A 12,608-nucleotide genomic window follows, 5' to 3' on the forward strand; every position below is an offset into this window, starting at 1 on the left:
GGAAAGGGTCAGCGGACGGACTTGATGCGGAGGATGACGAGGCCGCCCAGCAGCACCAACGCCGCGGCGATGAAGAAGAGCAGCGAGTAGTTCTTCGCCGTCCCCGTCACGCCGATCAAGAGGATCCCCGACGCGATGAACGGCGCGGCCGCCTGGGGGATCGAGGTCGCGAAGCCGGTGATTCCCATGAAGCGTCCGGCGTCCGTCTGCTTCTCCGGCAGGACGTCGAGAAGCAGCGCCATGTCGACGGCCGAGAACAGTCCGATCCCGAGCGAGACGATGAGCGAGCCGGCGAACAGCACGGGGAGATCGGACGAGAGCGCCATGGCGACCATGCCCGTTGCCATGATCGCACCGCCGATCACGAGGAACACTCGGCGCCTCCGCAGGCGATCGGACAGAAAACCACCCCCGATCGCACCAGCGGTCGTGGCGAGCACTCCGACGGCACCGAGGATTCCGATGATCCCGGAAACCTCGGTGATCGAGACGCCGAGTCGCTCGGCGAAGAAGTACGCGGTGAACGTGGTGTTGAGCGTGAGACCGAAGTAGAAGAGGAATCGCCCCAACCAATTCCACGAGAAGTCCGGGTACTTTCGCGGGTTGTACAAGTACTTGGCGAGCACACCGGCGAACCCGATGCGCTCGAGCGGGAGCTGACGGCTGTCCTCTTCACGCACGAGCGTCACGAAGAGGACGACGAAGACGACGCCCACGATGCCCGGGACCAGGAAGAGGAGCAGCGGGTCCCCCGTCAGCCCCATGGTCGCGATCACGCCGATGACCGGTGCCACCTGTGTCGCGAAACCGGTGAGGCCCGCGACCTTGCCGCGCTGGGATTCAGGAAGGCGGTCCGCGGTCGAGTTCTGCAGGTTCCCGAGCACCGTTCCCCAGCCCCATTGGGCGAGGATCCACCCGGCGCCGAGCACGAGCACCGACGGAGCCAGCGCCATCACCACCAGGGAGACGACACCGACCACCGTTCCGCCGATCATGAACGGACGGCGGCGCCCGAGCCGGGAACGGGTCCGGTCGCTCCACACGCCCATGAACGGGGCGGTCAGCATCACCCATAGGGCACCAGCGCCGGTGATGTAGCCGAGATACTCCTGGTTGTCCGGCGCCAGCTCGCCGAGCCGCACCGCGAGCGAGATCGCGATGGGGGTGATGAACGCCATGAAGACACCGAATTGCGCCAGCACCATGAACCAGATGTAGCGCGAGCTGACTTCGGGAAGGTCCGGCGGGGTCGATGCCCCGGCGTCGATCACAGCAGGGTCGACGGTCGCCGTGGGGAGCGGGGAGGGAGCGGGCACGACGGGTGGTTCGTCGTCGCGGGGATCGTTCTGCATGGAGACTCCGTTGTCAGGGTGGTCATGAAAGATCTGGTCGCGAGGAGCGACAATCACTAGCGCGTGCTAGCAATTGTCGACGATGCTACAGTGAAGGACTAGCGCGCGCAAGCCAGCCGAAGGAAGGGCAGCGAATGTCACCCATGAGCACCCGCCGCGTCACGGCGTCGGACATCGCACGCTCGCTGGGCATCTCTCGGGCCACCGTGGGATTCGTGCTCAATGACACCCCCGGCCAGACCATCTCCGAGGCCACCCGCACCCGGGTCCTCGACGAAGCCAAGCGCCTCGGCTACCGTCCACACACTGCGGCACGAGCGCTCGCCAGCGGGCGGACACGCATCGTGCTGCTGGTCCTCCCCGACTGGCCGCTCGACTTCAATCTGCGTCGCAACATCGAAGAGGCCTCGCTCGCTCTCGACGAGGCCGGATACACCCTCATTACATACACGCCGCATCCGACCGGGCAGGCTCGGCCGCTCTGGGAGACGCTCCAGCCCGACATCGTCATGTCGATGACCATGTTCGCACCGGGTATGGCCGAGTCGATCCTCGCCTCCGGCGTGGCACGACTCATCCCCGATCCCCGAGTGCCCGTCGTCGATGAGTACTCCGACGACGGTCCTGTGCTGCAGGCGCAGCACCTGTTCGACCTCGGGCATCGCACGATCGCGTTCGCCGGCTCCGCTGATCCCCGCGTCGCCGACCTCGTCGCGTCACGACGGCGGCGAGCGAGCGAGGCTGCGGACGCATTGGGCCTGCGACTGCTCCCTTCCCGCGAGATCGAGCTGACGGACGCCTCAGCTCTCAGCGCGATCGATGAATGGCGCGCCTCCGGGGTGACGGGCATCGCCGCTTACAACGACGACGTCGCCGGCACTCTGGTCGGAGCCGCGCTCCGCAACGGCATCTCCGTCCCGGAGGACCTCTCCGTGATCGGGCATGATGACACGCCACTGGCATCGATGTTCGAGCCCCGCCTTTCGACGATCCGAATGAACTCGATCGGGCTCGGGCGCTACCTCGCTCAGCTCGCCCTGAGCACTGTCGAAGAGCGCGAAGCTCCGACGGTCGGTCCCGAATTGCAGATGGTTCTCGTGCCCCGCGAGTCGACGCGCCGGGCGTAGGCCGCCGCCGGAACCGACCGGAGTGGGCCCCCGCCTCACACCCCGAAGTTGCTGCGGAATCGCCCGAGCGGATCGCGGGCCGCCTTGATACGGCGGAGCCGGTCGATGCTCTCCGCCGGGAGCGCATCCGCCAACTGCTCGGTCGCGTTGAGGAACGTCACGGGCTTGCGACCGGTCGTGGTCAGCGAACCGACGAGCACCTCCTGCCTCTCCACGATCTCGTCCGCCGTGCCCGTCACCCCGGGGGCACCGAAGAGGTAGATCGCGAACGGGGCGGTCAGGGGTCCGTGCGGGGTGTCCGACGGCTGGGTCAGCGCACCGCCGAGGTGCCGCACCTGGACGCTCATCAACGGAGCGATGGGAGCGGAGAGCAGCGCATCCACCGCGTCGTCGTCGAGGTCGGCGAGCAGCTCGCCCCGGGATACGCCGGCGCCGGGGTCGGTGGGCTCCGCGGTGATGGTGCCCAGTTCGGCCACGGTCATCGCACGGCGGGTGTCGGACAGCGGCGCCGGCAAGGCATCCAGCGCCTCGAGGAGCGGCAGAGCCTCCGCCGCAACGCCGAGGTGGGTCAGGTCGATCGCCACGAGCGGTTGCCCGCCGGGGAAGTCCAGGAGTTCGAGCCAGAGCGTGAGCTCGACGGGTGCCGTGCGGGTGACGGCACGGAAGGCGTCGACGACCACTCGCGTGTGGTCGCCCGACCAGAGCATCCGTCCTCCGAAGACGGTCGGCGCCGGCTGGAGCCCCACCTCCATCCCGGTGACGATCGCGTAGTCCCCGCCGCCGCCTCGCAATGCCCAGAAGAGTTCCGGATCGGCGTCGGCGGCGACCCGTCGCTGCTGCCCCTCTGCATCCACGATGTCGAACGACCGCACGCTGTCGGCCACCCACCCGAAGGCACGCGCGAACCAGCTCAGTCCACCGCCGAGGGCGACACCGGTGACGCTCACGACGGGCGAGCTTCCCGGCAGGGCGGTGAGACCGTGCTCCGCCGCCGCCTGCTGCAGCTCCCCCGACCGCACGCCGGCGCCGATGTGCGCGGTGCGTGCATCCGGATCGATGTGGATGCTGTCGAGGAGCCGGGTGCGAAGGAGGATCGTGTCCTCCGTGCGTCCGGAGGCGCCGTGTCCGTTCGGCTGGGTCGCGATGGTCGCCCGGGCCTCATCGGCGTACCGGACCAGCGCGGCGACGTCGTCGGCATCGGCCACCTCGACCACCGCGCGTACCGGCTGCTCGACGGCGCGGTTCCATGGCAGTCGACGGTCGTCGAAGTCGACATCGCCGGGCAGGAAGACCCGCCCCCGAACCGCCTGCCGCAGACCGGACAGGTCGGAGGAGGCGGCCGCGGGCGTCGTGGGAGTGCTGCGCATGGGGAATACCTTTCGATGCGGAAGTGCTGAGATGGTCAGGGTTCTCGAGGACGGGGAAGCCGCTCTCACCTCAGACGTCGATTCGCGGACACGAAACGTGACAGATCGATGGCGAAAAGAAAGAATGAGACCCCATGGCCGATCTCGCCCTCAGTGAATCCGCGCTGGCCGACGTCTTCGACGCGCAGCGCAAGCGACTCCGCTCGATCGCCTATCGCGTGCTCGGATCCTCCTGGGACGCCGACGATGCGGTGCAGGAGACGTGGCTGCGGCTGACGCGCACACGCACCGACACGATCGAGAACCTCGAGGCCTGGCTCACCACCGTGGTCTCCCGGGTGAGCATCGATCTGCTGCGAGGGCGCGGGGCTCCCCGCGACGAACTCGACGAATCGATCGCGGGAACGGCCCCGGACGACGACGGCCCCGAGTCATCGGCCGTTCGCATCGAGGAGGTCGGCGCCGCACTGTTCGTCATCCTCAACCATCTCACCCCGCTCGAACGCCTCTCGTTCGTGCTGCACGACATCTTCGCGATGTCGTTCGACGACATCGCGCCCATCGTCGAGCGCCCCGACCGCCGCCCGTCAGCTCGCCTCACGAGCCCGACGTCGGGTACGGAGCGTCGATCCGGCGGCGGAACGCGTGCACCGCGCGGCTGCCGTCACGGCGTTCTTGAAAGCGTCGCGCGACGGCGACTTCGGAGACCTGCTGCAACTCCTCGACCCCGAGGTCGAGCTACGGGCAGACTCGGCGGTCATCGCTGCCGCTGCTCCCTATGCCGAATCGGGAGCGCCCCTGCTGCAGCCCGTCGTCCGCGGGGCCGATGCCGTCGCCCGCGTCTTCGCCGGGAGAGCCGATCAGGCCCGTCCCGTGCTCGTCGACGGATGGCCCGGAGCGGTGTACGCGCCCGGAGGCGAGGTCCACGCCGTGTACGTCATCCGCTTCGGCGAGCGCGGGATCATCCGCATGGATGTCATCGGCGACTCCGCCCGGCTTCGCGATCTCGAGATCAATTGGTGATCGAGGCGAGGAGGATCCGCACGAGCGTCTCGTGCGCGTCGCCCTCGTCGATGCGCGAGGCGAGCACCGCGCTCGCGAGCACATCCGCCGAGGCGAACGCGGCCTCCAGGGCGATCGGATCGATGCTCTCGGCGCCGACCACGCGGGCGAGGGCGGCGCGGCAGCGCTCGACGTACGCCCCCACCGACTCCTGCCGTATCCGCGCGAGCACGGGCGTGCCGTGGAGGGCGGCGACCACTCCCGCCATCTCCACGCCTTCGGCACGGGCGCAGGCGACATAGCTCGTGGCGATGACGTCCACGACTCCTTCGATGTCGGGTCGAGCGTTCGCCAGCGCGATCTCGAGCGACGCATCCTGGCGCTCGTCGAACTGTCGGTACAACGCGGCGAAGAGCCCCGATCGGTCACCGAAGTGCTCGTAGACGACGGGCTTCGTGATGCCCGCCCGGTCCGCGAGCGCGCCGAGGGTCAGCGCGTCTGCGCCCTCGGCACGGATCATCTCCCGTGCGACACTCAGCAGCTGCGCGCGACGGTCGGCCTTCGACAGTCGCGGTCGCGCACCCTCTTTCGCCTTCGTCATCTCGCCCCTCGCGACCCATACTTACGATGAGTAAGTTACGGTTGGTAGGTACCAATCTTACCCCGTGCCATCGGCACCATCCACGATCCGAGGAGAGACATGACCGCCGACCTCCGGCCCACCACCCACTGGGTCTACGCGCACCCGCAGTCGGGCTCCCTGAACCGGCAACTGTTCGAGGCAGGAGTCGAGGCACTCACGCCGCGCTACGACGTGCAGACCTCGGATCTGTACACCCAGGGGTTCGACCCGTTGCTGGCGCAGCGCGACATCGGCGGGCGCGAGGGGAACATCGTCGACCTGATGGGCGAGGTCCACGAGAGTGGGCTCGTGCCGGACGACGTGCGCGTCGAACAGCGAAAGCTCGAGGCCGCCGAACTGCTCGTGTTCCAGTTCCCGCTCTGGTGGTACGGCGCACCGGCGATCCTCAAAGGCTGGTTCGATCGGGTCTTCACCAACGGCTTCGCCTACGGCGGCGTCGACGCGGAGACGGGTCTGCCGCTCCGCTACGGCGAGGGCGGCCTGAAGGGCAAGCGGGCGCTCATCATCGTGACGGCGGGCGAGGATGCACGGAGCATCGGATCCCGGGGCGTCAGCGGTGACATCGATGCCCTGCTGTTCCCGATCACGCACGGCACGCTCTGGTACACGGGGATCGAATCACTCGATCTGCACGTCGTCCACGACGCCGACACCCTCGATGCCGCGGCTGTCGCTTCGGAACGCGACCGGCTGACCACCCGGCTCGCGAGCATCCACGACGAAGTGCCCTCTCGGCCATACCGCGCCCTGCGCGACGGTGAGTATCGGGGCACGCGAGCGTTGCGCGCCGACATCCTCCCCGGACGAACCGATCTCGACATCCACCGCATCGACCGCGCGGGCGTCGCGAACGGCACCCGCTAGGAGAGTACGCCGTTCGGCCGCGGGCGGGGTCGGATTCCTCGAGCGATACGCTCGCGGGTATGGGCTTCTCGGTGCTGGGTCTCGCGCTCAGCCTCGCCATCTTCGCGCCGAGCCTGTCACTCATCTGGTTTCCGCCCCGCCCTGCGTTGCCGACCGGGGTGGTCCCTCGTCCGGTGACACTGCTGGAACGCGCGGGGCAGGCGCTCTGCGTGACGGTTCCCGCCATCACGGTGGGCGCATCCGTGGGGTGGTGGTGGTTCCCGCTCGTCGCCGTGCTCGTGCTCGCGTACTGGGCGTTGTGGGTGAGGTTCCTCGTCACCGGGCGTCGCCTTGAGGCGCTCTTCGGTCCCGTCTGGGGCGTGCCGGTGCCCATGGCGCTGCTCCCCGTCGCCGCGTTCCTCGCCGGCGCCGCATGGCTGGAGAACCCCTGGATCGCGATTGCCGCGGCGGTGCTTGCCGCCGGGCACACCCCCAGCTCGCTGATCACGGCACGAGCTCGATAGCCCGGCCGGCAGGCGGAGACCCCGGAGAGCTCAGGTTCTACGACCGGGGCGCCGCCACCCGCAGCGCGTCGGCGGCGGCATCCATCGTGTCGGCGTTGAGCGAGAAGTACGCCCACTTGCCGCGCTGCTCGCGGGTGACGAGGCCGGCGTCCGCCAGGAGCTTCATGTGGTGGGAGACCGTGCCCTGCGAGAGGCCGACGGGCTCGGTCAGGTCGCAGATGCAGGCCTCGCCGCCATCCCCGGCGGCGATGAGGGACAGCAGCCGGACTCGCGTGGGATCACCGAGCGCCTTGAACACCCGAGCGACGCGTTCGGCGTCTTCGACGGTCGGCGCGGCCGTGACACGCGGCACGCAGCAGGCGGTCGCTTCGATAGTCGTCGGCAGACTCATGCATCCATCCTGACACGTATTGACAAACTTCGATAGATCAGCGACAGTCATCGTATTGAAGATCATCGATCTGAGGAGATGTGATGTCCGAGCTTCCCGTCGTCGTCATCGGAGCAGGCCCGCAGGGTCTCGCCGCAGCCGCGCACCTCGTCGAACGCGACGAGAACGTGATCGTCGTCGAGCGCGGGAACGGCCCCGCGTCCGCCGTCTCCGAGTGGGGGCACGTGCGCCTGTTCTCGGCCTGGCCGGAACTCACCGACGCTGCTGCTCGCCGCCTGCTCGAGCCCACGGGGTGGACGGCACCGGCGAAGGGCTATCCGACCGGCGCGGAGTGGGTTCGCGACTACCTGGCACCGCTCGCGGATGCTCTGGGCGAGCGGGTCCGCTACGCGACGGCCGTCACCGGCGTCGCCCGGCAGGGTCGGGACAAGGTCGTCGACGGGGGACGCAAGAGCCAGCCCTTCGTGGTGCACACCGTCGATGGGGAGGGGCGCGAAGCCCGCCTCCTCGCCCGCGCCGTCGTCGACGCGAGCGGCACCTGGGCTCTTCCGAACCCTGCGGGGGCGGACGGATTCCCGGCAGTCGGCGAGGCCGCAGCGTCGGACCGGATCTCGTACCGCATCCCGGCCGACGCGTCAGAGCTCTCGGGCCGACATGTGGTCGTCGTCGGAGCCGGGCACTCCGCCACGCACGCCGTGCTGCGCCTGAGCGAGCTCGCACGACGCGCTCCGGGAACGCGCGTGACCTGGCTGCTGCGCCGAGGAAGCGCCGCCAACGTCTTCGGTGGCGGGATCGGGGACGAGCTTCCCGAGCGCGCCGCACTCGGCTCCCGCGCCCGGAAGGTCATCGACGAGGGGGTCGTGGAGTTGGTGACAGGGTTCCGCGTCGCCGAGTTCCGGCAAGGCGGCGACAGGCTGACGATCGTCGCGGAAGACGGCCGGGAGGTTACCGACGTCGGACACGTGTTCGCCCTCACCGGCTTCCGCCCGGACACCGGCATGCTGCGAGAGCTGCGGATCGACCTCGACAGCGCACTCGAAGCGGTCGCGGGTATCGCCTCCGAGATCGACCCGAACATCCACTCCTGCGGCTCCGTGGGCGCGACCGGGGCGAGGGAGCTCGCCCAGCCCGAACCCGGGTTCTTCATCGTCGGCGCGAAGTCGTACGGGCGCGCCCCGACCTTCCTCGCACTGACCGGATACGAGCAGGTCCGCAGCGTCGCCGCGCACCTCGTGGGCGATCACGAGGCCGCGGGCCGCAACGAGCTGACCCTTCCGGACACCGGCGTGTGCGGCGGCGCCGGCGGATTCGACGACTCGGCCGGCAGCTGCTGCGCTGCTCCGGCGACGCTGCAGCTCGGCGCGCGCCCGGTCGCCGTGGGCTGATCGGCGCTTCCTGAGGAGCCGCTCGCCCGCTCCTTCTCGTACACCTCAGCTGCCCTTCACCTCGTCGTCAGAACCCGCGAGCCGCCGGTAGCGGCGGTTGCGGGCCCCGAGGAGCACGGACGCTCCGACGGCCGCGATGACGGAAGCGGTCAGGATGGCGACCTTGGCATGGTCGTGGTGCTCGCTCGTGACGGCGAAGCTCAGCTCAGCGACCAGAAGCGACACCGTGAATCCGATGCCGGCGAGGAGGCCGACGCCGATGATGTCGATCCATCTCAGGGACGGGTCGAGGTTGATGCGGCGGATCCTGGTGATGATCCAGGTCGCCGCGGTGATGCCGAGCGGCTTCCCGATCACCAGGGCGAGGACGATGCCGACCACCACGGGGTCTGCGAAAGCCGACACGAATCCCTCCCCGCCGCCGATCGCCACACCCGCCGAGAAGAACGCGAAGACAGGCACCGCGAAACCGGCCGACAGCGGACGGAACCGATGCTCGAAGACCTCGGCGAGCCCGGGACCGGCATCCGGTCCGCGGTCGGCCTTCTTGTGGAGCACGGGGATCATGAAGCCGAGCAGCACACCGGCGATCGTGGCGTGGATGCCCGAGGCATGGACGAGAGCCCAGGCGACCACGCCGATGGGCAGCAGGATCAGCCACGCGGCGGTCGGGCGCAGATGGAAGAAGTCGCGGTACCGCTGCGCGATCACGCCGTACACCGCGATCGCGATGAACGCGAGCACCAGCGGCAGGATCTCGATCGTCTCCGTGTAGAACAGCGCGATGATGCCGATGGCGATGAGGTCGTCGACGACGGCCAGGGTGAGCAGGAAGATCCGCAGCGCGCTCGGGAGGTGCGATCCGATGAGGGCGAGCACGGCCACGGCGAATGCGATGTCGGTCGCGGTCGGGATCGCCCACCCGTGGGATTCCTCGGCGGACCCGGCCACCACAGCCAGGTAGATCACGGCGGGGACGATCACGCCACCGACGGCCGCCACGATCGGGACGACGGCCGTGCTGAATTTGCGCAGGTCCCCGGCGACGAACTCCCGCTTGAGCTCGAGGCCGACGAGGAAGAAGAAGATGGCGAGCAGCCCGTCTGCGGCCCAGGCGCCGAGACTCAGGCGCAGGTGCCAGGGCTCGTATCCGATCTCGAAGTCCCGCAGCGCGAAGTACGACTCCGCCCAGGGCGAGTTCGCCCACAACAGGGCGATCGCCGCGAGCAAGACGAGGAGGATTCCCCCGACGGCCTCCTTGCGGAGGATCGCGCCGATGCGGCGCGACTCAGCGCGCGAGGCGGAGGGGAAGACGGAGCGGACTCTGGCGAGACGCGAGGAAGGCTTGTCCATGAGGGAGCTTTCGGGTCGACGAGCGGGCATTCGTCGACCAGGCTTCCCGACACTCCGCTTCCCACCCTATCGGGACGACATCCGCGACTCCTGTGACAGCCGGGCCCCCGCGATGAGTGTCACTATGGAATCAGGTCGTGCGCGGTTCGACGATCTCGCCCGGGCCCACCACGAGGAGCACCCATGACCGACACGACCACCAAGCCCTCCGTCCTCTTCGTCTGCGTGCACAACGCCGGACGCTCGCAGATGGCCGCGGGTTTCCTCCGCGACATCGCCGGCGACCGCATCGAAGTCCGCTCCGCCGGCTCGATGCCCGCCGATCAGATCAACCCGACCGCCGTCGCGGCGATGGGCGAGCTCGGCATCGACATCACCGCCGAGCAGCCCAAGGTGCTGACCACCGAGGCCGTGCAGGCCTCCGACGTCGTCATCACCATGGGCTGCGGCGACGCGTGCCCGTTCTTCCCCGGCAAGCGCTACGAGGACTGGAAGCTCGACGACCCGGCCGGCCAGGGCATCGACGCGGTCCGGCCGATCCGCGACGAGATCCGTGCGCGCATCGAGCAGCTGGTGAGCGAACTGGTCTGAGAGCCCGACCGCGGCGCCCCTGCCTCACGGCCGTTGCCGCACCGGCACGAATCGCGGGACGAGCCGCACGAAGACCACCATGGCGATCAGCTCGACGAGCGTCTGCGTCACGACGGCGAGCGGTGCGAGCGCGAAGGTCGCCGGCAGCGCGAGGGCGAGCGGAAGCACGACCAGCGAGTTGCGGGTGGCGCCCGAGAATACGACAGCACGCGTGCGGGCGACATCGAGGCGCGCCGCTCTGCCGGCCACGAGACCGACGGGGATCATGATCACGGCGAAGGCGGCATAGAGCGGAATCGTCGCGAGCAATGCGGGGAGCTGCCGGCCGACGCCGGCGATCTGCGAGGCGACGACGACCGCGAGCGTGAGCATCATCAGCGGCACCATCGTGCTCTGGACCGTATCGCTCAGAGCTCGGCCCGCGCGCGTGCGCGCGGCTGCGTACTGGGTAAGTCCGGCAGCCGCGAGGGGCAGCACGATCAGCAGGAGGAACGCGTCGAGGAACGGGGCGAGGTCGACGGCGTCGATGAACTCGGGGCCGACGAAGAGCCACAGATACAGGGGCAGGAGCAGCATCTGCCCCAGCATCAGGATCGGCGCGGCCGCGAGCAGTCGCTCCTTCGCCCCTCCGGCGAGCCCGGTGAAAACGATCACGTAGTCGACGCACGGCGTCAGCAGGACCAGCAGCACGCCGACCAGCAGCGCCTGATCGTGAGCGACGAAACGGGACAGCCCGAACACGATCACGGGCACGATCACGAAGTTCACGACCAGCAGCATGGCGAGGAAGCGGATGTCGCGGAATGCGCGCCCGATCGCCGAGAACGGGACACCGAGGAACGTCACGTACAGCAGCATCCCGAGGACGGGAGTGATCGCGAGCTCCAGCGGATGCGCGACGGCGGGCGCCCAGAGGCCCACCACGGCACCGATCACCATCGCCGCGAGATAGAGGGCGACCTGGTGTCGCTCCCCCCAGGCGACGATCAGGTCGTCTCCCCGCGCACCAGCTCAAGCACACGGTCGAGGTCGAACTCGTATCGCTCCGGATCCGCGTCCGCGCGGCGCGCTGCCAAGGAGGCCAGGTCCTGCACGAACGCGTCCATCAGGAGAGGCTGGTCGATGGCCACCGTGCTGAGCCGCGGGCTGACGAGTTGGCCGACGGCCGTCTTGTCGACGCCGATGACGGCGACATCCTCGGGGATCTGCAGGCCGAGCGCGCGACTGGCGGCGACCACCGCGATCGCGACGTCATCGTTGTAGGCGCAGATGCCGAGAGGAGCAGGAGCCGCCTCGTCGCGTGCCCCCTTCAGCGCCCTCGTGGCGCCCTCGACGTCGAGCGGGATGCGCGGGGTGAGCGGCGCGTCGAGGCCGCGGTCGCGCGCCTCTCGCCGGATCCCCTCGAGGCGCGGTGGCCCGAACGGATCAAGGCGCTTGTCCTCGAGCGCCGCGTAGACGAGCCGCCGGGGGCCGTTCCGCAACAATTCGCGGACCTGGATCCGCCCGATCTCGATGTCGATCGGGTCGGGGTCGGCGCCGTCGGCGACGTACGCCCGCCGGGGAACGACGAACGTGCCGGATGCCTGGATCCGCTCGCGCTGCGGCGCGGTGAAGACTCCGAAGTCGACGACGGCAGCCGGCCGCAGATCGAGCACGGAGGTGAGAGTCGTCTCGTCCTGCATCCTCGCGAACCGTACGACGACACTCATGCCGGCGGTCGCGCTGGCTCCCGTGATCCGATCGACCGAGTCCTGCAGGTGAGGGCCGAAGGTCGCGTGGGGGACGACGACCACGACGATGTCGCTGAGACCGGTGACCAGCGCTCGCCCTGCCCGCGACGGGCGATAGTTCAGAGCGTCGGCAGCAGCCCGCACGCGCGCGCGGGTCTCTTCGGGAAACCGCTCGTCGCCGTTGAGGATCTGACTCACGGTCGACCGGGACACTCCCGCGCTCGCGGCCACGTCTTTGCTCGTGGCTCGTCGAGCCGGCTGCACATCCACCGTCATGGCCCCAGTCTCGCACATCGCTAT

13 protein-coding genes and 1 pseudogene are annotated in these 12,608 nt (G+C 69.2%); 7 read left to right on the forward strand and 7 right to left on the reverse strand.

From position 1 onward, the window contains the following. Positions 1-8 precede the first annotated feature (8 nt). Complete coding sequence (locus tag ACIOTO_RS05500; protein ID WP_400856951.1) at positions 9-1,352, reverse strand: MFS transporter; 1,344 nt, start codon at positions 1,350-1,352, stop codon at positions 9-11. Between the two features lie 143 nt (positions 1,353-1,495). Here ACIOTO_RS05500 and ACIOTO_RS05505 point away from each other — a divergent pair, with 143 nt between their 5' ends. Then, positions 1,496-2,479, forward strand: coding sequence for a LacI family DNA-binding transcriptional regulator (locus ACIOTO_RS05505; protein WP_400856952.1), 984 nt, complete (start codon positions 1,496-1,498; stop codon positions 2,477-2,479). 35 nt (positions 2,480-2,514) lie between these two features. Here ACIOTO_RS05505 and ACIOTO_RS05510 read toward each other — a convergent pair whose 3' ends face one another. Next, positions 2,515-3,846, reverse strand: coding sequence for an FAD-binding oxidoreductase (locus tag ACIOTO_RS05510; protein WP_400856953.1), 1,332 nt, complete (start codon positions 3,844-3,846; stop codon positions 2,515-2,517). Between the two features lie 134 nt (positions 3,847-3,980). Here ACIOTO_RS05510 and ACIOTO_RS05515 point away from each other — a divergent pair. Next, positions 3,981-4,367: pseudogene (locus ACIOTO_RS05515) on the forward strand (sigma-70 family RNA polymerase sigma factor); the annotation flags it as partial. A 124-nt stretch (positions 4,368-4,491) separates the two neighbouring features. Next, positions 4,492-4,869 carry a hypothetical protein gene (locus tag ACIOTO_RS05520; RefSeq protein WP_400856954.1) on the forward strand — a complete coding sequence of 126 codons (378 nt, stop codon included), beginning with the start codon at positions 4,492-4,494 and terminating at the stop codon, positions 4,867-4,869. On the opposite strand, the gene ACIOTO_RS05525 is transcribed toward ACIOTO_RS05520, so the two are convergent. Continuing rightward, positions 4,859-5,449: a TetR/AcrR family transcriptional regulator gene (locus ACIOTO_RS05525; protein ID WP_400856955.1), complete on the reverse strand. Its 591-nt coding sequence runs from the start codon at positions 5,447-5,449 to the stop codon at positions 4,859-4,861. The two genes, ACIOTO_RS05520 and ACIOTO_RS05525, sit on opposite strands and share 11 nt — an antisense overlap. 99 nt (positions 5,450-5,548) lie before the next feature. On the opposite strand from ACIOTO_RS05525, the gene ACIOTO_RS05530 reads away from it, so the two are divergent. Both ACIOTO_RS05530 and ACIOTO_RS05535 read left to right on the forward strand, forming a co-directional pair. Next, positions 5,549-6,355 carry an NAD(P)H-dependent oxidoreductase gene (locus ACIOTO_RS05530; protein WP_400856956.1) on the forward strand — a complete coding sequence of 269 codons (807 nt, stop codon included), beginning with the start codon at positions 5,549-5,551 and terminating at the stop codon, positions 6,353-6,355. Positions 6,356-6,414: 59 nt separating this feature from the next. Next, positions 6,415-6,858, forward strand: coding sequence for a hypothetical protein (locus ACIOTO_RS05535; RefSeq protein WP_400856957.1), 444 nt, complete (start codon positions 6,415-6,417; stop codon positions 6,856-6,858). A gap of 37 nt (positions 6,859-6,895) precedes the next feature. Here the strand turns inward: ACIOTO_RS05535 and ACIOTO_RS05540 are convergent, their stop codons facing one another. Further along, positions 6,896-7,249 (reverse strand): helix-turn-helix transcriptional regulator, encoded by a 354-nt coding sequence (locus ACIOTO_RS05540; protein ID WP_215068464.1) that lies wholly within the window; start codon positions 7,247-7,249, stop codon positions 6,896-6,898. An 83-nt stretch (positions 7,250-7,332) separates the two neighbouring features. Between ACIOTO_RS05540 and ACIOTO_RS05545 the strand changes: the two genes are divergently transcribed. Further along, positions 7,333-8,634: an FAD-dependent oxidoreductase gene (locus ACIOTO_RS05545; RefSeq protein WP_400856958.1), complete on the forward strand. Its 1,302-nt coding sequence runs from the start codon at positions 7,333-7,335 to the stop codon at positions 8,632-8,634. 45 nt (positions 8,635-8,679) lie between these two features. Here ACIOTO_RS05545 and nhaA read toward each other — a convergent pair whose 3' ends face one another. Then, positions 8,680-9,987 (reverse strand): Na+/H+ antiporter NhaA, encoded by a 1,308-nt coding sequence (nhaA, locus tag ACIOTO_RS05550; protein WP_400856959.1) that lies wholly within the window; start codon positions 9,985-9,987, stop codon positions 8,680-8,682. Positions 9,988-10,170: 183 nt separating this feature from the next. Between nhaA and ACIOTO_RS05555 the strand changes: the two genes are divergently transcribed. Further along, positions 10,171-10,578: an arsenate reductase ArsC gene (locus tag ACIOTO_RS05555; RefSeq protein ID WP_372468031.1), complete on the forward strand. Its 408-nt coding sequence runs from the start codon at positions 10,171-10,173 to the stop codon at positions 10,576-10,578. Positions 10,579-10,602: 24 nt separating this feature from the next. On the opposite strand, the gene ACIOTO_RS05560 is transcribed toward ACIOTO_RS05555, so the two are convergent. Both ACIOTO_RS05560 and ACIOTO_RS05565 read right to left on the reverse strand, forming a co-directional pair. Further along, positions 10,603-11,517 carry an arsenic resistance protein gene (locus ACIOTO_RS05560; protein WP_400856960.1) on the reverse strand — a complete coding sequence of 305 codons (915 nt, stop codon included), beginning with the start codon at positions 11,515-11,517 and terminating at the stop codon, positions 10,603-10,605. Positions 11,518-11,564: 47 nt separating this feature from the next. Beyond that, positions 11,565-12,584, reverse strand: a complete 1,020-nt coding sequence (locus ACIOTO_RS05565) for a LacI family DNA-binding transcriptional regulator (RefSeq protein ID WP_051662366.1) — start codon at positions 12,582-12,584, stop codon at positions 11,565-11,567. Positions 12,585-12,608: the final 24 nt, after the last annotated feature.

This window comes from Microbacterium sp. NPDC087592 (genome assembly GCF_044743585.1).
Classification (GTDB): Bacteria; Actinomycetota; Actinomycetes; order Actinomycetales; family Microbacteriaceae; genus Microbacterium.

What these genes read in the sequence shown, in the direction of transcription:
- ACIOTO_RS05500 (WP_400856951.1), bottom strand. Translation starts at nt 1,352, where the DNA reads ATGCAGAACGATCCCCGCGACGACGAACCACCCGTCGTGCCCGCTCCC.
- ACIOTO_RS05505 (WP_400856952.1), top strand. Translation starts at nt 1,496, where the DNA reads ATGAGCACCCGCCGCGTCACGGCGTCGGACATCGCACGCTCGCTGGGC.
- ACIOTO_RS05510 (WP_400856953.1), bottom strand. Translation starts at nt 3,846, where the DNA reads ATGCGCAGCACTCCCACGACGCCCGCGGCCGCCTCCTCCGACCTGTCC.
- ACIOTO_RS05525 (WP_400856955.1), bottom strand. Translation starts at nt 5,449, where the DNA reads ATGACGAAGGCGAAAGAGGGTGCGCGACCGCGACTGTCGAAGGCCGAC.
- ACIOTO_RS05530 (WP_400856956.1), top strand. Translation starts at nt 5,549, where the DNA reads ATGACCGCCGACCTCCGGCCCACCACCCACTGGGTCTACGCGCACCCG.
- ACIOTO_RS05535 (WP_400856957.1), top strand. Translation starts at nt 6,415, where the DNA reads ATGGGCTTCTCGGTGCTGGGTCTCGCGCTCAGCCTCGCCATCTTCGCG.
- ACIOTO_RS05540 (WP_215068464.1), bottom strand. Translation starts at nt 7,249, where the DNA reads ATGAGTCTGCCGACGACTATCGAAGCGACCGCCTGCTGCGTGCCGCGT.
- ACIOTO_RS05545 (WP_400856958.1), top strand. Translation starts at nt 7,333, where the DNA reads ATGTCCGAGCTTCCCGTCGTCGTCATCGGAGCAGGCCCGCAGGGTCTC.
- nhaA (WP_400856959.1), bottom strand. Translation starts at nt 9,987, where the DNA reads ATGGACAAGCCTTCCTCGCGTCTCGCCAGAGTCCGCTCCGTCTTCCCC.
- ACIOTO_RS05555 (WP_372468031.1), top strand. Translation starts at nt 10,171, where the DNA reads ATGACCGACACGACCACCAAGCCCTCCGTCCTCTTCGTCTGCGTGCAC.
- ACIOTO_RS05560 (WP_400856960.1), bottom strand. Translation starts at nt 11,517, where the DNA reads ATGGTGATCGGTGCCGTGGTGGGCCTCTGGGCGCCCGCCGTCGCGCAT.
- ACIOTO_RS05565 (WP_051662366.1), bottom strand. Translation starts at nt 12,584, where the DNA reads ATGACGGTGGATGTGCAGCCGGCTCGACGAGCCACGAGCAAAGACGTG.